A 25,735-nucleotide genomic window follows, 5' to 3' on the forward strand; every position below is an offset into this window, starting at 1 on the left:
ATCGAAGGCAAGTGTGGTAACTCACCTGCAACGCGGCCAGCGCTTTCCCAAGCGGCGAGGGCAATTTCGTCAACCTTCTCGCCGGTCCAGTCCGGGAAGGCGAGTTGCAAATTTCGCTTTACCGTTTTGTGCTGAGACAGGCGTGGTCCGATTTTCTTCATCAACCAACCGCCGAAGTTCGATGCGCGCTCAGGTCCGAGCAACTTCATCGGCTCCCAATAGATGAAGTCCCACGCAATAGTTTCGAGGCGCCACTGCACCCGCTGCCAAAAGGTTGCGCGATTATCGATGTCCTTTGGACGGATGTATTTGGGAGCGTCCTGGGTCATGACTCTTCCACGTTCAGGATGGGGGCGAGCAAGGCGTCCAGCTGACTGAGGTCTTCGAATTCTGCATGAACCGGGAATTGCAGAATGCCGCCGCGCTCATTCGGATAGATACGCACATGGTCCTTGCTGGTCGTAATCAGCTGTGCGCCATGTGTTTTGGCCAGTTTATGAAGGAAGGCGAGTTCCTTCTTTGAATAATCGTGGTGATCCGGATAGCCGACAGCTTCCCGAATGTCGCCGCCTTCGGCTTTCAGGCTGTCAAAGAATTTCTGTGGACGGCCGATGCCAGCGAAGGCAACGAGTGGGCCAGCCGGTGCCGGTCCTGATGGGACGATGCGGGCGCGCAGGACAGGGAGGCCACTATCGATCACTTGCTGTGGGACGTCGCCTTCGCCCATAAGAATAACGGCATCTGCACGCGCCAGGCCATCTTCCACAGGTTCGCGCAATGGCCCTTTCGGCAGGACATGACCATTTCCGAATGGAGCGGCCGCATCGATGACGATGATGGACAGATCCTTGGCGAGGCTGGGGTTCTGGTGCCCATCATCCATGATGGCGACTTTGGTGCCATAAAAGGCCATCATCTGCACGCCGGCAAAGCGGTCCTTTCCGATCCAGCTTTCGCCCGTCTGCGACAGCAGCAGCGGTTCGTCACCACACATGTCTGCGGTGTGCCAGGTTGGGTATATTTTCTGTGGGCTGATTTCTGACCCGCCATAGCCACGCGACAGGCTGGATGCGTGAATGCCCTTTGACTCGATATGCTTGCGAATGGCCTGGACGATCGGGGTCTTTCCGACGCCGCCGGTTGTGAGGTTTCCAACGCATATGACGGGGATGGACGCCTTGGCCGGAATAGCGCGGGCAAGCTTGCGCCGGATTCCATAAGTGTAAAGTGCGGCGAGGGGCGTCAGCAGGGCGCGTGTGACAGGGGCCGCTTCGCGGGATTTCGGATCAAGCCCCGCAGACCAGAAGTGCGGAGCCTTCATTGCAACAGTCCCGGCTCTGGCAGGAGGGGGACAAGAGCTGCCAGCGTTAGCGCCATTGGCGCGTCAGCCGCATCGTTCAATTCCTGAAGGGCTTCTTGCGAGGGAGGGGGCATGGACTGCAAGGCCTTGCCGATGGCCTTGGCCGTCTTCAGTTTACGGATGAGTTTTCTGGCCTCAAGGTCGTCCATCATGGTGGCGAAGTTGAACACGTCGGGTCCGGTGACTACGGGTAGGCCGAGGCGGACAGGCTCCAATGGATTGTGCCCGCCAACCCCCGGCGTATGTCCACCCCCGAGAAAAACAGAATTGGCAAGCCGGTACCAAAGCCCCATTTCGCCCATTGTGTCAGCTAGCAGGATGCGGGTGCGCGGTGTCGGGACCTCGCCACGGGAGCGGCGCGCAAACGTCAGGCCCCGCTCTTTGAGAAGCAATTCAACCGCGTTGCCCCGGTCCGGATGGCGCGGGGCGATGATGAGGGCGGATGTGTCGTCACCTTTCAGCGCATCAAGGAAGATCGCTTCCTCTCCATCATGCGTAGAGGCTGCAAGTATGCAGCGACGGTCAGCCAGGAAGTTTTCGCGCAAGCGGCGGATCTCGATTTCGCTGGCTGAAGGCGGTGGCAGAGCCGATTTCATGTTGCCGGTAGATTGTACGGGTTCGCCAAGAAGGGTTTCTAGGCGCCGCGCCGTATCAGTATCGGCCGCGAGCACCACATCGAAGCGCCCGACGAGACGTTTGAACGCGCCGCTCAGCTTGTTCCAGCCATCTGCCGAGGAATCTGTCATGCGGCCATTCACAAGCGCACGCTTTGCGCCAGCACGCTCGGCTTCAAGGATCAGGTTCGGCCAGATCTCGCCTTCGCCAAAGATGCAGAGGTCCGGCTGCCAATGGCGGATGAACCGCCGGGCGATGCCGGGCGTGTCCAGTGGCGCCATCAGGTGAATGGCACGCTCTGGCAAGACGGGGCCAAGCAGGCGGGCAGATGTCTGCGTCTGGCTGGTGAAGAGGAGCATCAGATCCGGGCGCAATTCCAGCAGGCGTTGACCGAGTTCGAGCAGAAGCTGGCTTTCGCCGACGCTGGCCCCGTGCAGCCAGACCAGCGAACCGCCGGGCATGCGTCTCGGCAGATTGCGGGCCAGACGCTCATTGATGCGACTATAGTCTTCTTTGCCTGCACGGGCGCGCCGCTTCAGCACGCCCCCTAAAAATGGAGACGCCGCGCGGGTAGCCGTTCGATATAATTGAATGCCGGCTGTCATGGCGTCTGGGAACCCGCTTCTTCTGAGTTTTTGTAACCAGCCAGCATGTCGGCCCTGCGGGTCGCCTCATCAAGACGTTTTTGCAATTCAGCCTGAATCTCGTCTGGCGCGCGTGCGCGGTCAGTGTCCACTGGTGCGCCGAAAACAATGGCGCCTCGGGCGAAGGGGAGGGGAAGGATCAGCCGGTCCCAGGTGGAGAGGCGTTTGGCGGGGCGAATGGAGAGCGCATAGGGGAGAATCGGGACGCCGGCTCGCTGTGCAATCATGATGGCGCCGGGGCTGACCTTTTCTGCCGGGCCGCGCGGGCCATCTGGCGTGATACAGACCGCCTTGCCAGATTTTAGCAACTTCACAGCCTCTGCAATGGCGCGCACACCGCCCTTGTCTTTTCGGGCTTTCTTCTTGTTTCCAGCCGATCCGCGGATCGGGTGGATGCCCAGATGGCTGATGGCGCGGGTCACGGCTTCGCCATCCGGCGACAGCGAAACGAGCATTGCTGCACCATCGATTTGTCCGGGCCAATGCTTCATGCGACGTATCCAGCCGCTTGGGAGCACCATGATGCGGGAATGCCATGCAGCAACCACTATCCCGTTTTGCCTTGCCCAGACCTTCTGCGCGACGGGTTCGCCTTCAACCGTCCATCTGACGGTACGCGCGATCAGCATCATCCACGCCCAGATAAGTGCGCCGAGCAGGCTGGTCATGAACTTGGAGCGGAACAGGGATTTCATCGCACCGACTTATACTGTGCTTCGTCGCGTGGACCACGAATTAGATGCTGCGGATGTGCTGAATGCAGATTGCCTGCAGGTGGGGACGCGGCAATGGTGGGCGATAGTGGGTTCGAACCACTGACCCCTGCCGTGTGAAGGCAGTGCTCTACCACTGAGCTAATCACCCGATTCTGCGAAGCGACTGGCGTAATCCGGGGGTCGATTGAGGTCAATAGCGGATGTCTGCTGGCACTGATTCTCGTTAAAAGCGGAAAAATCGCCATGCAAATTCGCATTCCTAGTATTCAATACAATCGTTTGCGCATGCATCCTTGAGGGGAAAAATCTGCAATTTTTCCTCTTCGGGGGGCACATGTCCCCAGATTCGGGGACAAGTATTTGTCGGTTTCTAGCATTTTTTGAGACGAAACGGACATTTTTGTTCACGCTAACATCAATATGAACAAATATTCAGTATGAACAGATGTTCATCGCAAAACCTTACACTAGTTTCATTCGAAATTAGCCTTGAGAAAAACACAAAAGGTCGTCATGTTCCGGTCACACAAGGACGGCCCGGGTAACGGGCTGCGTGGTAAAACATAAGAAGGACAGGCGGGGGCCAAAGGCCTCAATAACAGTACAGCCTGGAGAGAGAGAAAAATGAAAGACTGGTGTGACGAAGAAGGCGCAAAGCGCCTGCGCGAGAAAATTAGTGCCTATTGGGCAGAGCGTGGCTACGAGGTTGATGTCGATCTGATCGATGCTGGCTTTGTGCCTGCCATGCGCTCCGCTCGCACTGATGTTCGCAGCAACATGGTGAACGGTATGCCGCGTCGCCGTATTGCAAATGAATCGGGCTCTGCCCGTCCAAGCTACCGTCCGCGCGAGCAGCGCGAAGCTACGGCCTAGCTGATCCAATTCTCCAAAACAGAGACGAGATCGGAATAGTGCTCCAGCACTATGTCGGGCCTCAATTGTTCTGGAGTTTCCTGTTCGTAGCCGAATGGCACGAAAATGAAGGGCAGTCCGGCATCCCGGGCTGCCCTTTCGTCTGTCCGGGAATCGCCGACCATGACTGCCTTGCCTGATACGCCGCCTGCCGCGGTGACGGTGCGCAGGATATGGTCTCCATCCGGTTTGCGGCTTGGCACGCTGTCAGATCCCACAATGGCGGCGAAATGCTCCGTCAGGCCTAGTTCGTTCAATAGTTGGTCTGACAGATCCTGCTTCTTGTTGGTGCAGACCGCGAGCGTTGCGCCACGGTCCGCCAAGGTGTTCAGCGCTTCAGCAACCCCTTCGAAGGGATGTGAGTGATCCGCGATATTTCCTGCATAATAGTCGAGGAATTGCGTCAGGAACGCGTCGAGGTCTTCTTCTGAGGGCGCGATGCCGTGCGATTGAAGACCCTTTGTGATCATTGCGCGCGCGCCTTGACCGATCATGGTTTCAATCGAATCCAGCGGTACGGGGGCCAGATCGGCATTGGTCAGAACGTGATTAAGCGCTTCCAACAGGTCTGGCGCGGTATTCACGAGCGTGCCGTCAAGATCGAAGACAATGGTCCATCCGTCGAAGGGTTTTGTCATGACGGTGGTATTTCCTTTTTGGTTTCGCCTTGAATCGGCCTTTGGTCTAGGCGAAAGGACTTGGGAAATCGAGAGGTCAAATCCTGTGGAAACTCCGTCCAGACAACGCGCTGCCGTCATTCTAGCCGCTGGCAAGGGAACGCGGATGAAGTCCGATCTCCCGAAGGTAATGCACAAGGTGGCCGGGCGCCCGATGGTCGATTGGTCGATCGCGCTTGCCCGGCAGGTGGGCTGCGAACGCATCGTGGTGATTGCCCATCCCTCTCAGAAGGTGCTGATTGATCACGTTGGCCCACAGCTTGGCGAGCAGAGCATCGCATTTCAGGATCCGCCAATGGGAACCGGTCACGCCGTGCGGTGTGCCGAGGACGCGCTCGCCGGCTTTGAGGGCGACCTGGTGGTTCTATATGGAGACAGCCCTCTTGTGCCGGCAACGGCCATCGAAAGCCTGTTCGACAGTCTCGCCAACAACGCTGCAATCGGCGTGCTGGGCTTCGATGCCGCGGAGCCGGGTCTGTACGGTCGTCTGATTACGTCTGGCGATGGTGATCTGGAGGCGATCGTTGAAGCGCGTGAGGCGACACCGGAGCAGCTTGATGTGACGCTTTGCAACTCCGGTGTCATGGCAGGCGACGCCGATACCATGTTCCGCCTTCTGCAAAGCGTGACGAACGACAACGCCAAGGGTGAATACTATCTCACGGACCTTGTAGCCCTGGCGCGCGCAGACGGGAAAACCTGCAAGGCTGTGCGTTGCGAGGAGGAAGACCTGATCGGTTGCGATTCAAAGGTCGATCTTGCGCAAGCAGAGGCGATTTTCCAATCGAGACGACGCATTGAGGCAATGACAAGCGGCGTTTCACTGATCGCGCCGGACACGGTTTGGTTCTCTCATGATACGGTTCTTGAGCCAGATGTCATTGTCGAGCCGAACGTCGTCTTCGGGCCAGGTGTCAAGGTACAGTCAGGCGCCACCATCCGGGCATTCAGCCATCTGGAGGGCGCCGAGGTCGGGCCAGGATGTTCTGTTGGGCCATATGCGCGTCTTCGCCCCGGCGCGATCCTGTCGAAAGATGCGTTCGTTGGTAATTTCGTCGAAGTGAAAAACACGACGATGGGCGAGGGCGCGAAGGCCAGTCATTTGTCTTATCTGGGCGATGGCGAAGTCGGAGCGAACGTGAACATCGGCGCGGGCACGATCTTCTGCAATTATGATGGCTATCTGAAATACAAGACGACAATCGGCGACAACGCCTTCATTGGTTCCAACAGCGCGCTGGTCGCGCCGGTGAGCATTGGTCGCGGTGCCATTGTTGGTTCCGGCAGTGTAGTCACCGACGACGTGATGCCAGATGCTCTTGCATTAGGCCGCGCACGGCAGACGCAAAAAGAACACTGGGCAGGTGAGTTTCGCGCGCGAAAAGCGGCGGAAAAAGCAGAGAAGAAGAAGGGCTGAGGCTGATGGCGAACGAAAAGGAAAAGGAGAACGCCGCGCTCGCAGCGATGGAGTTCGTTGAAGACGGCATGACCATCGGGCTGGGCACGGGCTCCACTGCAAAGTTCTTTGTTGAGCTGCTGGCCGAAGAAGTGGCCGATGGCCTTGTTGTGCGGTGTATCGAAACCAGCGAACAGACGCGGCGACTGGCCAGCAGCCTGGGTGTGCCGCTGATCCCGTTCGAACAGGTTGAGCGCATTCATCTGACCGTCGACGGCGCAGATGAGGTCGACGAGCAGGGGCAGTTGATCAAGGGGGGCGGCGCGGCCTTGCTGCGCGAGAAAATCATTGCAAATGCCAGCGATCACATGGTGGTGATCGCGGACCCATCAAAGCAGGTCGAGCGTCTCGGAAAGTTTCCCTTGCCGGTAGAGGTCACACCGTTTGGTTATACGATCACGGCAAAGCTGGTTTATGATGTGCTTGCCGCGTCGGGAATTGATCGTCCNCGCGTCGAGTTGCGCTCACTTTCCAACGGTGANCTGGTGGTAACGGATGGNGGCAATCACATTCTCGATTGCCATTGCGGCCGCATTCCTGACGCCGAAGCGCTCGCTGCGCGCTTGTCCAATGTGCCGGGTGTCGTGGAGCACGGTTTGTTCATCGGGCTGGCTCGCACAGTGATCATCGGCAATGAGAATGGTGCGACGGTGTTTGAATTCTCCTGATGGCGCCTCATATGGGGTGCGAAACCAGTAAAGATTCAAGGACACCTCCATGACTGACGCGACCTATGACTTCGACCTGTTCGTAATTGGTGGAGGATCAGGCGGCGTNCGCGCAGGCAGGCTGGCCGCGTTGAGCGGCGCCAAGGTGGGNCTCGCGGAAGAATATCGCATGGGCGGAACCTGCGTCATCCGCGGCTGTGTGCCAAAGAAGTTCATGGTCTATGCCAGCAAGTACGGCAAAGACATCAAGAAGGCTGAAGGCTATGGCTGGTCGACCGGTGAGGTCTCCTATGATCACACAAAATTNGCCACGGCCATGCACGCTGAGGTCGANCGCCTGTCTGGCATCTATTTCCGCAATCTGAAGAATTCCGGTGTCGAGATCTTCGAGGATCGCGCGGAGTTTGTCGACAAGCACACGCTGCGGCTGAAGAACAGCGGCAAGACCGTAACGGCAAAAAAGATCCTTGTTGCTGTTGGTGGCCGTCCGTGGCGTCCTTCCGAGGATGAGTTGCCGGGTGTTGAGCATACGATCACATCNGACGAGATNTTCCATCTGGATGAACTGCCAAAGCATCTGGTGATCGCAGGTGGCGGTTATATCGCAGTCGAGTTTGCCCACGTCTTTGCCGGTCTTGGTGTGCCAACCTGCCTGGTCTATCGCGGCGAAGAAGTGCTGCGCGGGTTTGATGCCGATGTNCGTACNGAAGTTCACGAGGGCCTCAAAGAGGCGGGCGTCCAGGTGATAACTGGTACCGTGTTCGAGGTGATTGAGAAGCGCGAGGGGGCGGACCTGCCGCTGCACCTGACCCTGAAAAATGGGCATAGCATCGACTGCGACGTGATCATGATGGGAGTTGGTCGCCGTCCGAACACGGAAGGACTTGGCTGTGAGAATGCTGGTGTGGACGTGAACGAAAAAGGCGCGATCCCGGTTGATGAATGGTCAAAGACAAATGTCGACAATATCTGGGCAGTTGGCGACGTTACGGATCGTGTTGCCCTGACGCCCGTAGCCATTCGCGAAGGGCACGCTTTCGCTGAGACGGAGTTCTATGACAAGCCCTGGCACTTCGACCACACGGACATTCCGACGGCTGTGTTCACTCAGCCAGAGGTCGGTACAGTCGGCATGACTGAAGCCGATGCCCGCAAGGAGTTTGGCGAGATCGACATCTACAAGACCAAGTTCAAGCCGATGAAGAATGCGCTGAATGGGGACCAAACGCGAACCCTTATGAAGCTGGTGGTGCGTGCATCCGATGAGAAGGTGCTTGGCGTTCACATCGTGGGCGAGGATGCGGCGGAGATGATCCAGATCGCGGGCATTGCGGTGAAAATGGGGGCAACCAAGCCTGACTTCGACCGGACCTGTGCGCTGCACCCATCCTCGGCAGAGGAGCTTGTCACGATGCGCCAGAAATGGGTACCGGATGTTCAGGAGGTCTAGGCGTCCATGATCGCGCCTGACGCCTAATCTTCAAGTAGGATATAGGCGTCGGACTTCGCATCGAACGCGTGCACCTGATCTGAATCACAGACCAGCATGGAGAGCCCGTTGCGGCGGGCATCCAGTACGCCAAGGCGCTTGCAGGATGTTTCAACCGGGATCGGCTCATCGTCTCCGGCGAGTTTTACCTCGCAGGCAGTCAGCCGCCCCCAGCGGGACCAGAAGCCGCATGTGAGCGTATCTNCGGTGCCGTCATCGTCAAAATCGAACTGAAGCGATTGCATCTCNGATGCGTCATCANTGTCCTCGAACATGCTGGACCGTAGTTCGGAGACGGCGGCGGCCTCGCGTTTGAACGTTTTCAGTACNAGCTCAGGTTTGTCGCCTTTCAGNGTGTATAAGTGGATGTCCTGCTTGAAGTCTTCCGTATTCTGGCTTTCGTTGAGTGAGACGAAGCGCGCCACCCAGCGCCCTTCATGGAGCTCAGCCGTTGGCGGATCCCACGCGTAGATGTCTTCAATCTCGCTCACGAGGAAGTGCCCGCTGCCCATGTCCGCCACAAAGTAGTATTTTGCCGGGCAGCAATTGCCGCCATCATGCACCGAAATCACGGCATCCAACGTGCCGTCAGCGTTAAAGTCTTTGAGTAACTCCACTTNTGGCGCGCCATAACCGAATTCGTGGATGGTGTATTCGAGTCCGTTCACAGTTGCCTTGAGAACTGCATTCTCCTGGAACAAAGAATACTCAGTGTCTTCCNTAAACCAGTAATCGGCCTTTCGAGTTGGTTCGTTGGGTTCGCCGCTGTGCGCAGGGGACGAGGTGCAACCCGCAAAGCAAAGCCCTCGCGGCAGCTTGCCGGGTGCCATGAACGGGCGGCTCGAAGACTTGCGTTTGTCGGAGACTTCGGCGAGCGCCTGATAGAATGCCACGACGGCGTCNTGTCCCGGTCTTCGAATTTCTTCCGCCAACGTATTTGCAAAGAGGCCGTCATCGGGTGTGGTTTCGCCCGCTGCTGTGGCGAAGGCTACAAGCATGCCCGGACGCTGCGATACGCGGGTCATGCCCTTGTCTGCAATGGATTTGGAGAAAGCGAACTTCAATTCATTGCGGCAGGCATCCGACACAACAAAGACAGCCTTCGCCTGCGTGGATTGGAGACTGGAAAGNACATCTTCCAATTCGACGCCTTTGCGGAAAATATGGCTCGCCGCCGTGATGCTNTCTCTGGCAGGGATCAGGTAATTGCGNGCNTCACGATCTTCATAGGCCGCCGCGCCGTGGCCCGAATAGTAGAAGAATGCGATCACTTCGTGCCCAGCGTCAGCTTCTTCGGAGATGCGAGCTTCGAACGCATCGAAGGCGTCTTCCATTCCGTCTTCATCCAGATCAAAGCCGGGCATGGTCTCGAAGCCGACATCGATGAGTGCCGCTTCCATCGTACGGACGTCTTGGTGCGTGTTGGTCAGCGCGCCGACTTCCGGGGGATAATCCTGATTTCCGATCAGGAGCGCGATGCGTTTCTCATCCGCCAGCGCCTGACAAGCGAGTNCCGCACAGAAGAGCAGGGCGAAACAGTATCTGANCATGGACATTGTGCGTGTCCCCTATATCCACCTGCCGAGATATTAGGNGGACACCGCCAAGGTGTCACGCNTCAAGCGTCTTCGAGGAGTAGTTTCAGCTCAAGCGCGACCGCCTTCAGGCTCTCGCGGATGGGTTTTAGTCCGCCGCCACGTCCGGAATGGATGGTCAGCTGTTTCCAGGCCGGTTGGCCTTCCTGAGGCGCCTTGACCTGGAGGTGTCCGGATCGNGGCAGGGCGGCCCGCATCAGGGCCCTCGCAAGATCGAACCCTGCCTTCGCATTGTATGTGCCATTGCGCGCGTCCGCCTCGAAGGAGGATTGCTCAGAGCGGCCTACTGCGTTGAACAATACAGATAAGTCGGGTCGTTTATCCGCCGGAATTTGCTCCTTGATGACCTGATTGAGCAGGCGCACGCCGCGCAGGGANTAGATGTCGGCATGCATGGGCGCCAGAACGCGGTCTGCGGCTTCAAGCGCGCACCGCGTCAGGAAGGTTGCGTTCGGGTTCGTATCGAAGACGATCAAATCATAGTCGCTGCGATAGCGTTCGATCGATTGAAGGAAATGTTCCTTGATCATTTCCAGCGCGGTTGGGTCTGAAGCAAATGCGTATTTCGAAATCTCAAACTGTCCTGAGACGAGATCCAGCCGCCCGCCGGGNCTGCCTTCCCCCATGAGTTCATGCACGATTTTCTCTCGCCGGGTAGGGGCGAACGGATCGGTCGACAGAGTAAGCCAGGAATCTGCGGGACTGGAGGCGTCCCGGGCGTGGAGCCGGGACTTTTCAAACAAGGANATGACCGAACGATCTTCGGCGGCGCTGGAGTCNGCAACGTCCATTTCGAAAAANGTNTGGGTGAGATTATATTGCGGGTCGAGATCAATCAGCAGGATACGGCCGCCTAGCGCGCCCTGCCATGCGCCAAAGACCTGGCTGGTGACAGTGGTTTTGCCCACGCCGCCCTTCAGATTCATCACGGCAACGACAGGGCATTTCTTCTTGTAGGCCTGCTTGGTTTCGGCAACGAGTTGTTTCAACCCGTCCGGCGTCGTTGAAGACAGGCGCAGATGGGGGAGGACTTCGTGCTTGAAAAATCCGTTGAGACGCGCCTTGTCGATCTGGTACGGAATGAGCTTGAGGCCNCGCGCCTTTGCCCGCTCAACATCCTGCTTTACCGCCTTGGACCGCACCGACGACGCGGACACCAGAACGATCATGGCGAAAGCGTCGTCAATGGATTGATTGGCGGTTTCGCGTGANCCGCCATCATTCGGCACNTACCAATCGGGGATGGAGGCAGCGCGCAGNGCTTCGTGCAGCTCGAGCAGCGCGTCGAAGTCTTTCGCGGAGTGGCTGATGAAGACGTGCGACATGATGGGGCGGGTGATCCTATGGTGACGACGAGCCTGCAGAATTACTAAAGGGCCAAATCATGATTCCGCCAGCAATCTGCTGTGAAATTATGGTGAAACTTGAGCGACTGCCTGCCATGTGATTAATGCGGCTCACGATTGGAGTATTTAAGATGACCTGGACCCCCTCAGACTGGCGCCAACTGCCAGCAAAGCATATTCCGGAAGACTATCCGGATTCTGCTGCGCTCGCTGCAGTAGAGGAAAAGCTGAAAAGCTTTCCGCCGCTGGTCTTCGCAGGCGAGGCCCGTCGTCTGAAACAACGCCTTGGTGAAGTCGCTGCCGGTGAGGCCTTCCTGCTGCAAGGCGGCGATTGTGCCGAAAGCTTCAAGGAGTTNCATCCGGACAATATCCGCGACACTTTCCGCGTGATCCTGCAAATGGCGGTNGTCCTGACTTTCGCGGCGTCAAAGCCGGTGGTGAAAGTCGGCCGTATTGCTGGTCAGTTCGGTAAGCCTCGTTCTTCTCCCGTTGAGACGATTGACGGTGTGACGCTGCCTTCCTATCGCGGTGACAATATCAACGGCATGGATTTCACGCCGGAAAGCCGTTTGCCGGACCCGGAGCGCCTTACGCAGGCTTATTCTCAGTCCGCAGCGACGCTGAACCTGCTGCGTGCATTCAGTCAGGGCGGCTATGCGAACCTCGCGAACGTGCACCGCTGGATGCTTGGCTTCGTAGACCGTAGCCCACAAGGCGCGCGCTATGAGCAACTGGCTGATCAGATTTCCAAGTCGCTNGACTTCATGAAGGCCTGTGGCGTNACGCCGGACAGCGTGCCNCAAATGGCGCAGGTNGAGTTCTATACAAGCCATGAAGCGCTTCTGCTGGGCTATGAAGAGGCTCTCACCCGCATCGATTCCACCTCAGGCGAGTGGTATGACACGTCGGCACACATGCTGTGGATTGGTCACCGCACCCGTCAGGTCGACCATGCGCATGTCAATTTCTGCAAAGGCGTTCGCAATCCGATCGGCATCAAATGCGGACCAGGGCTTGAGACGGATGAATTGCTACGCCTGATCGATACGCTCAATCCGAATGACGAGGCAGGCCGGATCACGCTGATCTCCCGTTTCGGATCGGATGGTGTGGCGCAGGGCCTGCCGCCGCTGGCACGCGCTGTGAAGCAGAGTGGCCGAACAGTCGTCTGGTCTTGTGATCCGATGCACGGCAACACGCTGAAGACGGATAGCGGCTTCAAGACCCGTCCAGTTGACCGCATTCTNTCGGAAGTGCGCCAGTTCGTGGACGTGCTGTCGGCCGAAGGCTGCTATCCNGGCGGCGTGCATTTCGAAATGACCGGCCAGAACGTAACCGAATGTATCGGCGGCGCTCAGGCCATTTCGGAAGAGGACCTGTCATCTCGTTACCACACTCACTGCGATCCTCGCCTGAATGGCGAGCAGGCTCTTGAACTGGCCTTCATGATCGCAGAGAAGCTGCAGTCCGTGGGCGCAAGTGGCACCCCGGCGCTGAAAGCGGGATAAAGAGACAGTTCCATGCGTACGCATCGCCTGGGCTGGCCCGCCTGGGCGCGGCCTGCCGACATTACTGACCTGTTGCGGCTNTCGATACCGATTGCGTTTACGCGCATGTCGCAGATGTTGATGGCCGTCACGGACGCCATCGTGCTCGGCCAATACGCGCCGGGGCAGTTGCCCTATATTCTGAACTCCTGGCTGCCGATGGGNGTGTCGNTGGGGCTTGGGCTTGGTGTTTTGCTCGGCGTGCAGGTTCTTACATCAGAGTTGCTTGGAATCGGTCGCGAGAAAGAAAGCGGGCGCATTTTCAGGCGGGGCCTTTGGACCAGCGTCTGGCTTGGCTTCCTGCTGATGGGGCTGGTCTATTTCTCGGCGGATGCGTTGTTCACGTGGCTGTTCGTCGATATCGCGCCCCCAACCGATATCGAGGAGATCGTCGACCCGCATACCGTCGCCGGGTCTGTCGCATCTGTCACGCGCATCCTGTCCTATGGCATGGTCGGGTTCATGATCTCGACGGTTTGCGGGTACTATCTTGAAGCGTTGCGGCGACCGTTGCTCGTGTCCGGCGTCATGTATTTCGGTGTGTTCGTGAATGCGATCATCGACCTGGCATTGGTCGCCGGTTTCTGGGGCTTTGAACCGATGGGGGCAGAAGGCGTTGCGTGGGCAACCACAGGGTCACGCCTGTTCATAACAGTGTTGCTGCTTGTCGCCGTTGTTCTCCTGACGCCGGCTCTGCGAAAGTCCCCCAAGGCTCCGGCGAACGAAGCGCGTCGCCAATTGTCTGTCGGCACGGGCACCGCAATCAGCAATGTTGCCGAATGGGGCGGCTTCAATCTGACCTTCGTTATTGCGACCTGGATCAGTCTCGCTGCCAATTCGGTCTATGGGTACGCCATCCAGATCATGGGGCTTTGCTTCATGTTTTATCTGGGTATTGCGACAGCGACGAGCGTGCGCGTGGCGGAGGCCTATGGACGCCGAAATCTGGATGAGATGCGCGATGCCGGGCGCCTCGGCGTGGCGGCGACGATCTTGATGGGCGTGGGACTGGGAATTATCCTGATCTTGTTCAACGACACACTGGCAGGCTTCCTGGTGAAAGATGATGCGATGATCGGAGGCGTGCATTTGGCAACCGGGATCGCAGCCCTGCTTGTCATGGCGTCGGTAGTGACGGTCTTTGACGGGTTGCAGGCCACGGCGTCCTTTGCCTTGAGGGCGCAGGAGATCGTCTGGTCGCCGAGCCTGATCCACATTGGCTCGTTCTTCCTGGTGATGCTGCCGGCTTGTTACTGGCTTGGCATCGTGGAGGGCCGCGGAGCGCAGGGAATGATGGAAGGCGTGTTCATCGGCGTGTTCACAGCAGGCATCCTTCAAACCATGTTGCTGGAATGGAAAACGGCGCGCCAGCCGAGCCGACGCGCCGTTTGAATTCCTGTTGTTCAGGGCTGGAAGGCCCCGAGGAACCCTAGAGGTCTTTCAGAGCCGAAGCCGGCTTGAAAGCAGCCGATGTCTTTTCCGGGATCTTGATTTCTTCGCCTGTGGCTGGGTTGCGGCCTGTGCGAGCATTCCGGGTTTTCGCCGAGAATGTGCCGAAGCCTGCGATGGCCACTTGCTGACGGTCTTTCACGGCGCCAGCAATTGCGTCGAAAACAGCGTCTACGGCTTTGCCAGCGTCGCTCTGCGACAGACCGGATTCAGCTGCGACAGCCTTTGTAAGTTCGCCCTTGTTCATAGGGGTTCTCCTCTAATGTTAAACGGCGATCCCCCGCCGTTGCAGCGACTTACCCACGATTCGTAAGGCGTGAATATGTCGAAACCCCAATAAAGACGGGCTATGCGCCAAGAATCCAGCCCTCTTCTGCCTGAATTTGCGAAATTTTTCCCTCATCAAGGGAGTTATTTGTGGAAATTCGCCTTCCCAGAACACCTTTTCCATCCAGGTCCGAATAATGGTGGGCAATCTGGCGTACCTGGGCGGCGTCGGGTGTCTCACCTTTTTCAGCCTTAAGGGGAACCAGCGATGGGTAAATTTCGGCGAAAACGATTTTNACGCCCTCCAGCGTTTCCTCAGTCATTTCGCCATCTTCGAACTCGAAAGGCCAGATACGAGACTCNGGCAGTGCCTGACGAAGTGCATGTACGTGCGGAATACCGGTAAGCGACTGGCTGCCGACGCTGCCNGTATAGGCGAGTTGCCAGACNGATTTGGGTTGGCCGAGTTTGGCGTCGCGCAGATGCNTCTCAACGANNCGGTACTCTGGCAAAGGCTGGCCGTCGAAGTCTGGCTTCGTGCCGGACAGCGTGGAAACGACATCCCNCGCCGGCGCNCCCCAGAACGGATAGGGGCCCTTGGAAATGGCGTAGTTCATGCCTGCAGCGATGGCATAGCGCGGATTTGAATTGTCCGGCTTGTCTTTCATTTTCGACGCCAGGTGGGCGTGCATGGCTTGCCAGGGCTTTTGGTCGGACACGTCCAGACCGAGCGCCGACGCTGTGCCTGCAGGGTAACCAAGTGAGAAATCGAAGCCGATCAGGACGCGATCTCCGCGCCCTGTCAGCTTGGCAATGATGCCTTCCAGAAAGGTCCGCGCTTTCAGGCGCGTATCAATGTTGGCAGACTGATACTGGAACTTCAGCCGGGCATCCTTAGCCAGGATTCCGATCCATATGGAGTTTTTCCTCGTCACAGGTTTTGACGCGGCGCTCCAGTCCACCATGATGTAGGCATCAAACAGACGCGACATAACTACCCCAGCTTGACCAGCATCTTGCCGGTATTGGCACCTTCGAACAGACCGAGAAACGCCTCAGGCGCCTTGTCGATCCCTTCCTTTACAGTCTCTTCGAATTTCATCTGGCCGGACGAGATCCACTTCGCCATGTCTTCAAAGAAAGCGGGCTGCATATCTGCGTGGCTCGATACGATGAAGCCTTGAATCTTAAGCTGTTTGCCAACCACTTGGATGATGTTGTGCGGGCCCACGGGCGTGCCGGTATCGTTGTACTGGGCAATCATGCCGCATTCGGCGAAGCGCGCCATTGGCCGTGCGCACTCGATCGCGGCTGTCAGATGATCTCCGCCCACATTATCGAAGTAGACATCGATGCCTTTCGGGGCTGCGTCTTTCAACGCCTTCACGAGGCCCTCATAGCCACCGGCGGCTTTGTAGTCGATCACGTGATCAGCGCCGAGAGATTTCACGAACTCGCATTTTTCCGCACCGCCCGCTGAACCGATGACGGTGCAATTCTTGATCTTGGCGATCTGGACAACAGTTGATCCGACAGCACCGGCTGCACCAGATACGAAGACCGTGTCGCCCTCTTTGAGTTCCGCGATACGAAGGATGCCTGCATAGGCCGTAAGGCCCGGCATGCCGGCTACGCCAAGGAACGCACTTTCCGGAAGGCCGACATCCGGCAGCTTTTGCGCCATCACCATTTCCGGCTTCGCAACCCATGCTGTCCGCCAGCCTGCCATCGAGGAGACCAGATCGCCTTCCTTGTAGTCCGGATGGTTTGAGATGGTGACGCGTCCAACCGCGCCGCCCTGCATGGTCTCGCCAATCTGGAAGGGCGGCACATAGCTTTCGCGATCATACATCCGTCCGCGCATGTAGGGGTCGACGGACATCCACTCATTCTTCACTTGAATTTCACCGGCGCCGGGAGGGGCGACATCAATAGTGGTTTTCTGAAAGTCCGACATTTTTGGCATGCCAACCGGGCGTGCGGCGAGGGACCATTCCGTCGATGTGAGGGCTGTCATGATGTTTCCTTCCTGTGTTTTGTAGAGGCGTAAGTGGACCGGCCCCTCTTGCGTGTGAAGGGGGCGAGGCGAAAGAATCTGTAATTCTCTGTGTCTGCTCCGTCTGAACCGAAGGCTTGCGACTTGGCGGGATGCAGTGTCTTAAGGGACGGGTATGAGGGCCCTTCTGTTATGACCACATTGAAAGTAGGCGTCGCTGGCGCTGGAGTATTCGGNAACTATCACGCGCANAAAGCNGCTGCTTCAGTTCGCACGGAGCTTGTNGGCGTNTTCGATATCGATCTGGAGCGAGCTTCGCGTATTGCCGGTCAGTTTGGGGCCAANGGCTATGACNATTACGAGAAGTTCCTCGANGATTGCGATGCGATCGTGATCGCCGTTCCAGCTGTCTGGCATGAGAAACTAGCGCGCCAGGCGATTGAGGCCCANTGCCATGTACTCGTTGAAAAGCCGNTGGCTTTGACCGGGAAAGCCGCGCGTGATCTCGCTGATGAAGCAGCTGCACGTGGACGCATCCTGCAGGTTGGGCATCAGGAGCGTTTCGTCGCCCGCGCAATGGGCGTGCTGGCAATTGAAGAAACNCCCCTGTTGATCGAGTCGGTGCGGGCGGGGCCGCCAGCGCCNGACAATCGTGCGGGCGACGTTTCGGTAATTTGGGACCTCATGATCCATGATCTGGATCTGGCCGCGATGATGATGGGAAATGAGTTCACTGGCGTAATGGCCAGCGGCAAGCGCGTCCATTCAGAACATATCGATGAAGCGAATGCGCAGTTCACCTATGCCAGCGGCGGTGTTNCGCGTTTGCGTGCGAGTCGCGCCGCCGAGGCTCGTGAGCGTACGATGCATGTNGTCTACCCGTCAGGCGAGATTTCGATCGANTTCTTGACGCGCCAATTGGTGAACACGACGCCATATGATGTTCGCGTCGACATTGCAGCGGATCTGCCAGATCCGCTGGGCGCAGCGGACGAAGGNTTTTACGCAGCCTGCTTGGGCCTCGGNCGNAGCCCGGTTCCGGCGCATGGTACGGTCGGCGCGGTAGCGATGGCAGAAGCGGCCGAACGGGCAGTCCTCGCCAAACTCGGCGAATAGCCAGATTTTCAGCGCTGTTGTTTCGGGTCGTTCTTGGGGGCAGGCGCCAAGCGCATTACCTCCGTCTGAAAGCGTTCGTCATTGCCGCCTGCCAGGAAGGGGAGGGCGTCGGAAATCGCTTTGACGAGTGGATCAAACCAGTCGTGATCTGCTTTTGAAAAATCGGAGAGAACGTAGGGCATGACGCGCGATTTGTCGCCGGGATGCCCGACCCCAATGCGGACGCGTCGGAAATTCTCACCGAAATGGGCGATCATTGACCGGATGCCGTTATTTCCTGAATGACCACCGCCTTGCTTCAGGCGCAGGCGTCCGGGGGCAAGATCGATCTCGTCATGCAGAACCACAATGTCNTCCGCAGACAGCTTGTAGAACTGGGCGACCTTTGAGAGCGCGCGCCCGGTTTCGTTGTAGAAGGTCTGGGGTTTGACGAGCAGNGTTTTTACGCGGTCCGGACCGACAAAGCCCTCTGCGATCTCGCTTNCAAATTTGGAGCGCCAAGGCTGGAACCCGTAGGCGGCATGGATCTCGTCCAAAACGAGAAAACCGGCATTGTGCCGGTTCTTCGCATACTTTTCGCCTGGATTTCCCTGACCGGAAAGAATGAGCACGATGGGGCCTCCCTCTTCCGAATTAGCAGGGTCTGGCTGTGTGCCCAGCCCCAGAAGGCCGGACACACGGGACCAAATCGCCTGGATCAGTCTTCAGACTCTTCGCTGGCTTCTGCGGCTTCACCGTCTGCCTCATCACCTTCTTCGTCGGTGGTTGCTGCGGCTGCTGTGCGGCCAGCAATGGTCGCGATGGTNAAGTCACGGTCGGTGATGGTCGGTTCCGCATCGCCCGGCAGGTTGATGTCGGAGATCTTGACGTTGTCGCCGATTTCGAGCGTGGAAACGTCAGCTTCAAGCGACTCCGGGATGTTGCCGGCAGGTACGAGCAGTTCGACGGTGTGGCGCACAACGTTGAGTGTGCCACCTTTTTTGAGGCCTGGAGAGACTTCCTCGCCCACGAAGTGAACCTGGACTTCCACCTTGATCTTCTGGTCGCGGCTGACGCGGAACAGGTCAACNTGCATCGGCTGGTCGGAAACCGGGTGCATCTGGATGGCTTGCGGGATAACGAGTTGCTTTTCGCCTTTGTGGACGAGCGTTGCGGTCGAGGACAGGAAATGGCCCGTCTCGATGGCTTTCAGCACTTCGTTGCGCTTCAGGGAGATCGCAACCGGATCTTCGCCGCCGCCATAGAGAACGCCTGGGACGAGGCCTTCGCGGCGCGCTGCGCGGGAACCGCCTGTGCCGGTGCGCTCGCGCAATTCGACGTTAAAGGTGATGTTTGATTTGGACATGGGTTTTCCTTTCGCCCTCGACTCCGCCTCTCATTTTCCGTTGATGAGGTAAGAAGCTGACACGCACGGCCTTGCGCCGCCGTTTCTGAAGGCGCGCGGATAGCCCATAAGGCCAGTAATGGCAAGGCTTCAGCGGCATGTGCGGCAAGGAGGCAGGTTTCAACGTTGCCTTTAGCGCGGTTTCCGAAAATCCCTTTATCAATTCACAGCATTCGTGCAGCTTGTTTGTAACAAGGGCTGCGCAGACGGCCAGGGAGGAAAATCCATGTCTCAATTGCCGACAGAGGTCGACAAGAAAAGGTATTGGCGTGCTGTGGTCCGCCTGACCCTCAGCCTGCTCGTGATCTGGTTCGCCGTCTCGTACGGGGCTGGCATCCTGTTTCGCGATCTGCTCGACAATTTCTCGATTGGCGGCGCGCCGCTCGGCTTTTGGTTCGCGCAAAATGGGGCAATCTATGTCTTCGTCGTGCTCATCTTCTATTATTGCCGCGCAATGAACCGCCTCGAAAAGAAGTACGGCGTGGGGGCATAAACGGTGGGGCTGGATTTCTGGACGTACTTCTGGGTGGTCGGCACTTTCGGCACCTATATCGCCATCGCCTTGTGGGCACGGGCGGGATCAACGAATGATTTCTATGTCGCCGGCCATGATGTGCATCCGACCGTGAATGGAATGGCAACGGCGGCAGACTGGATGTCCGCCGCGTCCTTCTTGTCGATGGCGGGACTGATCGCATTCCTGGGGTATGGCGGCTCAGTCTACCTGATGGGGTGGACCGGCGGGTTCGTCCTGCTCGCCCTGTTGCTTGCGCCATTCCTGAGGGAGTTCGGCAAGTTCACCGTGCCGGATTTCGTAGGTGACCGCTATTACTCGACCGCGGCGCGTCTGATCGCTGTGATCTGCGCGCTTTTCGTGTCGTTTACCTATATCGCCGGTCAGATGAAGGGGGTGGGGGTGGCGTTCTCCGGCTTCCTCGGCGTTGAGTTCAACACTGGCATCATGGTGGGGATGGCGATCGTGTTCGTCTATGCCGTGCTCGGNGGNATGAAGGGCATCACCTACACACANGTGGCGCAATANTGTGTGATGATCTTCGCCTATACCGTTCCGGCGATCTTCATCTCTCTCATCATCACCGGAAATCCCGTGCCGCAATTGGGGTTCATTTCGAACGTGCGTGGGGAAGATGTGGCCATGCTGGAGAAGTTGAACACGGTGGTTCAGGACCTTGGGTTTCAGGAATACACGCAAACCAACAAAACGATGATCGACATGTTCGCCATCACAGGCGCGCTGATGTTCGGAACGGCNGGGCTNCCGCATGTCATCATACGCTTCTTCACCGTTTCCAGTCCTCGCGCTGCGCGCGTGTCTGCGGGGTGGGCACTGGTCTTCATTGCCCTGCTTTATACAACGGCGCCAGCGGTGGCTTCTTTCGCGCGACTGAACTTCATCGATACCGTCAACGAGTCGACCTATGTCGCGGACGATGCAGATTATGTCGCCGAAGCTGCGGAGATCGTTGCGGAAGGCGGAAAACCAATTCCCGAATGGTTCAAGGATTGGGAAAGAACCGGTTTGCTCGGTGTTGAGGACAAGAATGGCGACGGCGTCATCCAGTATCGAGCGGGTGACGAGAACGAAGTGACGAAACTGGATCGCGACATCTTCGTGATGGCCAATCCGTCCATCGCCAATCTTCCGGACTGGGTGATTGGCCTGGTTGTGGCGGGTGGTTTGGCGGCAGCGCTGTCTACNGCGGCAGGTCTGTTNATGGTGATTTCGTCATCCATCTCGCATGATCTGTGTCGGCGGACCTTCTTCACCAGCATGTCCGACAAGGATGAGTTGCGGGTCGCCAGGGCATCGGCGGCGGGTGCAGTCATCCTGGCCGGAATCATGGGGATGAACACTGCCAAGCTCGGCTTTGTTGNGCAGGTTGTGGCTTTCGCCTTCGGGCTGGCGGCTGCATCGCTGTTTCCCGTTATCGTGCTGGGAATCTTCTGGAAGCGCATGAACCGGGAAGGGGCAATCGCCTCCATGCTCACCGGGCTCGTCTCCACGTTCAGCTATATCTATTATTTCAAGTTCGTGGACACGGATCCTGTAAATTGGTGGTTCGGCGTGTCGCCTGAAGGGATCGGCTTCCTGTTCATGTTTGTTTCGCTGANCGTGGGCGTCGTCGTCGCTCTGTTTACACCAGCGCCTCCACAGGAGGTTCANGATCTGGTCGAGGACATCCGCGTGCCGGGGACTCGCAGGCCACATGGCGCGGGAGACGCGGCCCAGATGCCGAGCTGACCAAGCTGAAATTTTGGAAAGTCCCCGGGTTTTCCCGAATCTGGATGTTGACGTTGATGCGAGGGGGCGCATCATCGCGGCAATAAGCGTATGCAGGAAACAACAGACCACGAGGCGTTCATGACCGAAACAGCGAAAACCTATCCGGTACCTGCAGAGTTTGCAGCCAAGGCAAACCTGACTCCGGNCAAGTATCGCGAGATGTATGAGGCATCGATCGCGGNCCCGGAAGCATTCTGGGNCGAGCATGGCAAGCGGCTCGACTGGATCAAACCCTATACGGTCGTGAAGGATGTCTCGTGGGAGACGGGCGATTTGCACGTGAAGTGGTATTCGGATGGCGTTCTGAATGTGTCTGCCAATTGCCTGGACCGGCACCTTGAAACTCGCGGGGATAAGGTTGCGCTCATCTGGGAGGGGGATGAGCCCGGCATGACGCACAAGATGACCTACCGCCAGCTTCACACGGCGGTGTGCAAGTTCGCCAATGTGCTCAAGAAGCTGGGCGTGCAGAAGGGCGACCGGGTCACGATCTACATGCCCATGATCCTGGAGGCGACATACGCCATGCTCGCTTGCGCGCGCATCGGGGCGGTCCACTCCGTTGTCTTTGGTGGCTTTAGCCCGGAAGCCTTGGCCGGGCGGATCACGGATTGTGAATCAAAGTTCCTGATCACCGCAGATGAGGGCGTGCGCGGCGGCCGGAAAGTGCCGCTGAAGGTCAACGCGGACAAGGCTGCAGAGATTGCAGGCGGCATGGTCGAGAAGATGTTGGTGGTCAAGCGCACGGGCGCAAANGTCGGCNTGAAAGAAGGCCGCGATCATTGGCTGCACGAGGCCGCGGAAGGCATTTCTTCGGATTGCCCGCCAGAGCCAATGAACGCCGAAGACCCGCTATTCATTCTTTACACGTCGGGGTCCACTGGAAAGCCCAAGGGCGTGTTGCACACGACCGGTGGGTATCTGGTCTGGGCNTCGATGACGCACGAATATGTCTTTGACCTGAAAGAGGACGACGTATTCTGGTGCTCGGCCGATGTCGGTTGGGTGACGGGTCATACCTATATCGTGTACGGACCGCTTGCGAATGGTGCGACCAGCCTCGTCTTCGAAGGCGTGCCGACCTATCCCGACGCGTCACGTTTCTGGCAGGTGTGTGACGAACAGAACGTTACGATCTTTTACACCGCGCCGACTGCTATCCGCGCGCTGATGCGAGAAGGCGAGGAGCCGGTCAACAAGACGTCACGCAAATCCATCCGATTGTTGGGGACCGTCGGCGAGCCGATCAACCCCGAAGCCTGGGAATGGTACTTTCATGTTGTCGGTGAGCAGCGATGCCCCATCGTGGATACGTGGTGGCAGACCGAGACCGGCGGTACGATGATTGTCCCCTTGCCGGGCACAACGGATATGAAGCCGGGAGCCGGCAGCCACCCATTCTTCGGTATCAAGCCTGTTTTGGTCGATGCGGACGGAACCGAGCTGCAGGGGGCGGCTGATGGAAATCTGCTGATCACGGACAGTTGGCCAGGGCAAATGCGCACTGTTTATGGGGATCATCAGCGCTTCATCGATACATACTTTACCGCTTATCCCGGAACCTATTTCACGGGCGATGGCTGTCGNCGGGATGAGGATGGATTNTACTGGATCACCGGACGCGTGGATGATGTGATCAATGTGTCAGGTCACCGGATGGGGACTGCTGAAGTCGAAAGCGCGCTCGTCAGTCATGATGCGGTCGCNGAAGCTGCTGTTGTAGGCTACCCCCATGATGTGAAGGGGCAGGGCATTTATGCCTATGTCACCCTGCGCCAGGGAGTTGATGTCGACGACGCGCTGGTAAAAAACCTGATTCAGCATGTGCGCCAGGAGATTGGCCCGATTGCGAGCCCGGATTTGATTCAGATTGCTCCGGGTCTGCCGAAGACGCGCTCCGGCAAGATCATGCGACGTATCCTGCGCAAGATTGCCGAGAATGAGTATTCGAACCTTGGGGATACATCTACGCTGGCTGAACCCGAAGTGGTCGATGACCTGATCGAGAACCGTCAAAATCGCTAGGGGCTAGATTGCGGGAAGGTCGACCACGAAACGCGCGCCGCCCTCGGCGCGGTTTTCGGCCCAGACTTTCCCGCGATGCGTCGTNACGATCTGCTGCACAATGGAGAGNCCCAGTCCGGAATTGTTGCCGAACGCGGTTCCGGCGGGGCGGTCCGTATAGAAGCGACTGAAAATCTTTTCGAGCTTGTCTTCCGGAATGCCNGGGCCGCTGTCCTCAACCATGATGCGGGCGATGGTTTGTGGNCCATCATTGCTCTGGTCGACGATGACGAACACTTCGCCGCCTTCTGGAGAGAATGANCGCGCATTGTCGATCAGGTTTCGGACGACCTGGCCCAGTGGGCCATCNCGACCGCGCACGAGAAGCCGCGCACCCATCGTATCGTCGCGGAATTCGACATGGACCGACCGATCATCCCGGCNGAGCCCCTCATANGTCTGCACGACGTNGTGNACGAAACCGGCAATATCCATTTGCTCGGTCGGTACGCGCGTCATTTCAGCTTCGAGGCGGGACGCGTTTGAAATGTCTGTAATCAGACGGTCAAGGCGCTTCACGTCTTGTGCAATCACTTGGCGGAGCCGTTCCAGAGCGACAGGATCGTCCTGAACCCGTTCGGCTGTTTCAACAGCGGACCGNATNGAAGTGAGAGGATTCTTCAGTTCGTGCGCCACGTCCGCTGCGAATTGTTCGTTGGCCTGAATGCGTTCCAGNAGCGCTTCGGTCATGNTTTGCATGGACTCGGCGAGATTGCCGATTTCGTCTTTGCGACTATTGAGCGCCGGGATATCGATACTGTCAGATGTTCCGGCCTTGATNCGGTCAGCCGCCACTGAAAGCCGGCGCAAGGGGCGCGCGATTCCGAGCGTCAAAAGAACGGATGTGATAAACGCGACGAGTACGGCTACGCCAATGAACGGGATAAGGGCGGCGCGTTCAGACCGTATGATTTCGTCGATATCATTTGATTCCAGCGTCAGTACTCCGACAACGGCGGACACTCGCTGGATCGGCATTGAGACCGAGATGATGCGCTGACCACGATCCGAAAAACGCTGGCTGGCGGCTTCTTGTCCGCGGACGGCAATCTCGAATTCCTCTTCAAAACTCTGCGCAACCAACGCTTCGGAGCTGCGCCGTGGCATGATCGGGCCGAGCGTGTCACTTGCCCATTCCGAGAGGCTCGCGCCGAGCCGGGCAAAATCGCTTGGTTCCTGCAACGGGGGCAGGGCGTCGATATCTACGCGTTCAGAGAGATAGAAGCTGTCGCCAACCAATTCGCCGTCCGGCGTATAGATGCGGGCGCGAACTCGTTCAGGCAGGTTCAGCCGGACAATAGTCTGCCGGGCAGCTTCGACGTCCAACAGGGGCGCAGGTGTTGTGGCATCGTCGCCCAGAAGACTCGTGAAGATTTGCGCCTGCGCGACAAGATCCTGCTTCTTGGAGACGACAAAACCGGCGCGCATTTCATTCAGAACCATCGCGCCGATGATGAGGATGGCAAGGCCGGCCAGGTTGGACGCGAAGATCAGCCGGGCGATGCGCGAACCGAATACTTTCGATCCATGCCGCGCGATCGCTTTACGACTGACTTTACCGTTCGCCATCCTGGCCTGCCTGACTGCGTGCCTTCGATCAGGCGTCCGCAGCGACTTTCATGCTGACGATCTGGTCGGGATTGCGCGGTGGCTCGCCCTTGGCCAGTTGATCAACGACATCCATGCCTTCGGTTACCTGACCCCAGACAGTATATTGGCGGTCGAGGAACCGGGCGTCGTCAAAGCAGATAAAGAACTGGCTGTTGGCCGAATGGGGCGCAGATGTGCGCGCCATGGAGCATGTTCCCCGGACGTGTGGCTCTGCGTTGAATTCGGCTTTCAGGTCCGGTTTGGACGATCCGCCCATGCCCGTGCCTTGTGGGCAACCGACCTGTGCCATGAAGCCGTCAATAACGCGGTGGAAGATGATGCCGTCATAGAAACCTTCGCGCGCCAGTTCCTTGATGCGCTCGACGTGACCGGGGGCCAGGTCTGGGCGAAGCTCAATCTTCACCGATCCTTTTGAGGTTTCGAGAAGCAGGGTGTTTTCCGGGTCTGCCATGAAGTTATCCTATTGCTTGTGCTAATCTGAAGTCTGGCTATTGAATGATGGAGGGAACGGCAAGTGG

23 protein-coding genes, 1 tRNA gene and 1 pseudogene are annotated in these 25,735 nt (G+C 57.9%); 10 read left to right on the plus strand and 15 right to left on the minus strand.

Annotated elements, in window-relative coordinates; all coding sequences use genetic code 11:
* The 5 genes and pseudogenes from CBB91_RS07670 to CBB91_RS07690 all read right to left on the minus strand — a co-directional run.
* A pseudogene (locus CBB91_RS07670) lies at positions 1-329 on the minus strand (lipid A biosynthesis acyltransferase); the annotation flags it as partial.
* The gene (gene lpxK, locus CBB91_RS07675; RefSeq protein ID WP_273013264.1) at positions 326-1,321 is read right to left on the minus strand and encodes a tetraacyldisaccharide 4'-kinase; all 996 of its coding nucleotides are present in this window, start codon (positions 1,319-1,321) and stop codon (positions 326-328) included. The gene lpxK and the pseudogene CBB91_RS07670, both read right to left, overlap by 4 nt.
* The gene (locus CBB91_RS07680; RefSeq protein ID WP_273013266.1) at positions 1,318-2,517 is read right to left on the minus strand and encodes a glycosyltransferase N-terminal domain-containing protein; all 1,200 of its coding nucleotides are present in this window, start codon (positions 2,515-2,517) and stop codon (positions 1,318-1,320) included. Before CBB91_RS07680 ends, lpxK begins: the two co-directional genes overlap by 4 nt.
* 59 nt (positions 2,518-2,576) lie before the next feature.
* On the minus strand, positions 2,577-3,314 hold the full coding sequence (locus tag CBB91_RS07685; protein WP_273013267.1) for a lysophospholipid acyltransferase family protein: 738 nt from the start codon (positions 3,312-3,314) through the stop codon (positions 2,577-2,579).
* A gap of 94 nt (positions 3,315-3,408) precedes the next feature.
* Positions 3,409-3,483 (minus strand) — tRNA-Val (locus CBB91_RS07690).
* 476 nt (positions 3,484-3,959) lie between these two features.
* Between CBB91_RS07690 and CBB91_RS07695 the strand changes: the two genes are divergently transcribed.
* On the plus strand, positions 3,960-4,208 hold the full coding sequence (locus CBB91_RS07695; protein WP_027836475.1) for a hypothetical protein: 249 nt from the start codon (positions 3,960-3,962) through the stop codon (positions 4,206-4,208).
* On the opposite strand, the gene CBB91_RS07700 is transcribed toward CBB91_RS07695, so the two are convergent.
* Positions 4,205-4,885: an HAD-IA family hydrolase gene (locus CBB91_RS07700; protein ID WP_035549455.1), complete on the minus strand. Its 681-nt coding sequence runs from the start codon at positions 4,883-4,885 to the stop codon at positions 4,205-4,207. The genes CBB91_RS07695 and CBB91_RS07700 overlap by 4 nt on opposite strands.
* An 85-nt stretch (positions 4,886-4,970) precedes the next feature.
* Between CBB91_RS07700 and glmU the strand changes: the two genes are divergently transcribed.
* The 3 genes from glmU (at position 4,971) to gor (ending at position 8,498) form a co-directional block, all read left to right on the plus strand.
* On the plus strand, positions 4,971-6,341 hold the full coding sequence (glmU, locus tag CBB91_RS07705; RefSeq protein ID WP_273013269.1) for a bifunctional UDP-N-acetylglucosamine diphosphorylase/glucosamine-1-phosphate N-acetyltransferase GlmU: 1,371 nt from the start codon (positions 4,971-4,973) through the stop codon (positions 6,339-6,341).
* A gap of 5 nt (positions 6,342-6,346) precedes the next feature.
* A complete protein-coding gene (rpiA, locus tag CBB91_RS07710) occupies positions 6,347-7,048 on the plus strand; it encodes a ribose-5-phosphate isomerase RpiA (RefSeq protein ID WP_273013271.1) in 702 nt (233 codons plus the stop codon).
* A 49-nt stretch (positions 7,049-7,097) separates the two neighbouring features.
* Positions 7,098-8,498, plus strand: coding sequence for a glutathione-disulfide reductase (gene gor / locus CBB91_RS07715; protein ID WP_273013272.1), 1,401 nt, complete (start codon positions 7,098-7,100; stop codon positions 8,496-8,498).
* Between the two features lie 23 nt (positions 8,499-8,521).
* Here the strand turns inward: gor and CBB91_RS07720 are convergent, their stop codons facing one another.
* Both CBB91_RS07720 and CBB91_RS07725 read right to left on the minus strand, forming a co-directional pair.
* On the minus strand, positions 8,522-10,093 hold the full coding sequence (locus CBB91_RS07720; RefSeq protein WP_273013273.1) for a caspase family protein: 1,572 nt from the start codon (positions 10,091-10,093) through the stop codon (positions 8,522-8,524).
* Positions 10,094-10,155: 62 nt separating this feature from the next.
* Entirely contained in the window at positions 10,156-11,457 is a 1,302-nt protein-coding gene (locus tag CBB91_RS07725; RefSeq protein ID WP_273013275.1) for an AAA family ATPase, read from the minus strand.
* A gap of 152 nt (positions 11,458-11,609) precedes the next feature.
* Between CBB91_RS07725 and CBB91_RS07730 the strand changes: the two genes are divergently transcribed.
* Positions 11,610-12,986, plus strand: coding sequence for a 3-deoxy-7-phosphoheptulonate synthase class II (locus CBB91_RS07730; protein ID WP_273013277.1), 1,377 nt, complete (start codon positions 11,610-11,612; stop codon positions 12,984-12,986).
* 12 nt (positions 12,987-12,998) lie between these two features.
* Positions 12,999-14,417 (plus strand): MATE family efflux transporter, encoded by a 1,419-nt coding sequence (locus CBB91_RS07735; RefSeq protein ID WP_273013278.1) that lies wholly within the window; start codon positions 12,999-13,001, stop codon positions 14,415-14,417.
* Positions 14,418-14,454: 37 nt separating this feature from the next.
* Here the strand turns inward: CBB91_RS07735 and CBB91_RS07740 are convergent, their stop codons facing one another.
* The 3 genes from CBB91_RS07740 to CBB91_RS07750 all read right to left on the minus strand — a co-directional run bounded on the left by CBB91_RS07740 (position 14,455) and on the right by CBB91_RS07750 (position 16,758).
* On the minus strand, positions 14,455-14,721 hold the full coding sequence (locus CBB91_RS07740; RefSeq protein ID WP_027836466.1) for an HU family DNA-binding protein: 267 nt from the start codon (positions 14,719-14,721) through the stop codon (positions 14,455-14,457).
* Positions 14,722-14,821: 100 nt separating this feature from the next.
* Positions 14,822-15,733: a hypothetical protein gene (locus tag CBB91_RS07745; RefSeq protein WP_273013280.1), complete on the minus strand. Its 912-nt coding sequence runs from the start codon at positions 15,731-15,733 to the stop codon at positions 14,822-14,824.
* 2 nt (positions 15,734-15,735) lie between these two features.
* Positions 15,736-16,758 (minus strand): NADP-dependent oxidoreductase, encoded by a 1,023-nt coding sequence (locus tag CBB91_RS07750; protein WP_273013282.1) that lies wholly within the window; start codon positions 16,756-16,758, stop codon positions 15,736-15,738.
* Between the two features lie 171 nt (positions 16,759-16,929).
* Here CBB91_RS07750 and CBB91_RS07755 point away from each other — a divergent pair, with 171 nt between their 5' ends.
* Positions 16,930-17,853 (plus strand): Gfo/Idh/MocA family oxidoreductase, encoded by a 924-nt coding sequence (locus CBB91_RS07755; protein WP_273013284.1) that lies wholly within the window; start codon positions 16,930-16,932, stop codon positions 17,851-17,853.
* Positions 17,854-17,861: 8 nt separating this feature from the next.
* Here the strand turns inward: CBB91_RS07755 and pth are convergent, their stop codons facing one another.
* Positions 17,862-18,464 carry an aminoacyl-tRNA hydrolase gene (gene pth / locus CBB91_RS07760; protein WP_273013286.1) on the minus strand — a complete coding sequence of 201 codons (603 nt, stop codon included), beginning with the start codon at positions 18,462-18,464 and terminating at the stop codon, positions 17,862-17,864.
* A gap of 86 nt (positions 18,465-18,550) precedes the next feature.
* On the minus strand, positions 18,551-19,198 hold the full coding sequence (locus tag CBB91_RS07765; RefSeq protein ID WP_273013288.1) for a 50S ribosomal protein L25/general stress protein Ctc: 648 nt from the start codon (positions 19,196-19,198) through the stop codon (positions 18,551-18,553).
* A gap of 265 nt (positions 19,199-19,463) precedes the next feature.
* On the opposite strand from CBB91_RS07765, the gene CBB91_RS07770 reads away from it, so the two are divergent.
* From CBB91_RS07770 to acs, 3 genes are all read left to right on the plus strand, one after another.
* Positions 19,464-19,730, plus strand: a complete 267-nt coding sequence (locus CBB91_RS07770; RefSeq protein WP_273013290.1) for a DUF4212 domain-containing protein — start codon at positions 19,464-19,466, stop codon at positions 19,728-19,730.
* Positions 19,731-19,733: 3 nt separating this feature from the next.
* Positions 19,734-21,500 carry a sodium:solute symporter family protein gene (locus CBB91_RS07775; RefSeq protein WP_273013292.1) on the plus strand — a complete coding sequence of 589 codons (1,767 nt, stop codon included), beginning with the start codon at positions 19,734-19,736 and terminating at the stop codon, positions 21,498-21,500.
* Positions 21,501-21,620: 120 nt separating this feature from the next.
* Positions 21,621-23,567 carry an acetate--CoA ligase gene (gene acs / locus CBB91_RS07780; RefSeq protein ID WP_273013294.1) on the plus strand — a complete coding sequence of 649 codons (1,947 nt, stop codon included), beginning with the start codon at positions 21,621-21,623 and terminating at the stop codon, positions 23,565-23,567.
* A 3-nt stretch (positions 23,568-23,570) separates the two neighbouring features.
* On the opposite strand, the gene CBB91_RS07785 is transcribed toward acs, so the two are convergent.
* Positions 23,571-25,175, minus strand: a complete 1,605-nt coding sequence (locus CBB91_RS07785) for a stimulus-sensing domain-containing protein (RefSeq protein ID WP_273013296.1) — start codon at positions 25,173-25,175, stop codon at positions 23,571-23,573.
* Between the two features lie 28 nt (positions 25,176-25,203).
* Complete coding sequence (locus tag CBB91_RS07790; protein WP_035549491.1) at positions 25,204-25,668, minus strand: peptidylprolyl isomerase; 465 nt, start codon at positions 25,666-25,668, stop codon at positions 25,204-25,206.
* Positions 25,669-25,735: the final 67 nt, after the last annotated feature.

It is taken from the genome of Hyphomonas sp. TMED31, from assembly GCF_002172815.1.
Classification (GTDB): domain Bacteria; phylum Pseudomonadota; class Alphaproteobacteria; order Caulobacterales; family Hyphomonadaceae; genus Hyphomonas; species Hyphomonas atlantica.

Bases quoted from the DNA above. Each gene is read 5' to 3' on its own strand.
- CBB91_RS07770 (WP_273013290.1), top strand. From the start codon at position 19,464: ATGTCTCAATTGCCGACAGAGGTCGACAAGAAAAGGTATTGGCGTGCT.
- CBB91_RS07790 (WP_035549491.1), bottom strand. From the start codon at position 25,668: ATGGCAGACCCGGAAAACACCCTGCTTCTCGAAACCTCAAAAGGATCG.
- CBB91_RS07685 (WP_273013267.1), bottom strand. From the start codon at position 3,314: ATGAAATCCCTGTTCCGCTCCAAGTTCATGACCAGCCTGCTCGGCGCA.
- CBB91_RS07750 (WP_273013282.1), bottom strand. From the start codon at position 16,758: ATGACAGCCCTCACATCGACGGAATGGTCCCTCGCCGCACGCCCGGTT.
- CBB91_RS07740 (WP_027836466.1), bottom strand. From the start codon at position 14,721: ATGAACAAGGGCGAACTTACAAAGGCTGTCGCAGCTGAATCCGGTCTG.
- lpxK (WP_273013264.1), bottom strand. From the start codon at position 1,321: ATGAAGGCTCCGCACTTCTGGTCTGCGGGGCTTGATCCGAAATCCCGC.
- CBB91_RS07700 (WP_035549455.1), bottom strand. From the start codon at position 4,885: ATGACAAAACCCTTCGACGGATGGACCATTGTCTTCGATCTTGACGGC.
- CBB91_RS07695 (WP_027836475.1), top strand. From the start codon at position 3,960: ATGAAAGACTGGTGTGACGAAGAAGGCGCAAAGCGCCTGCGCGAGAAA.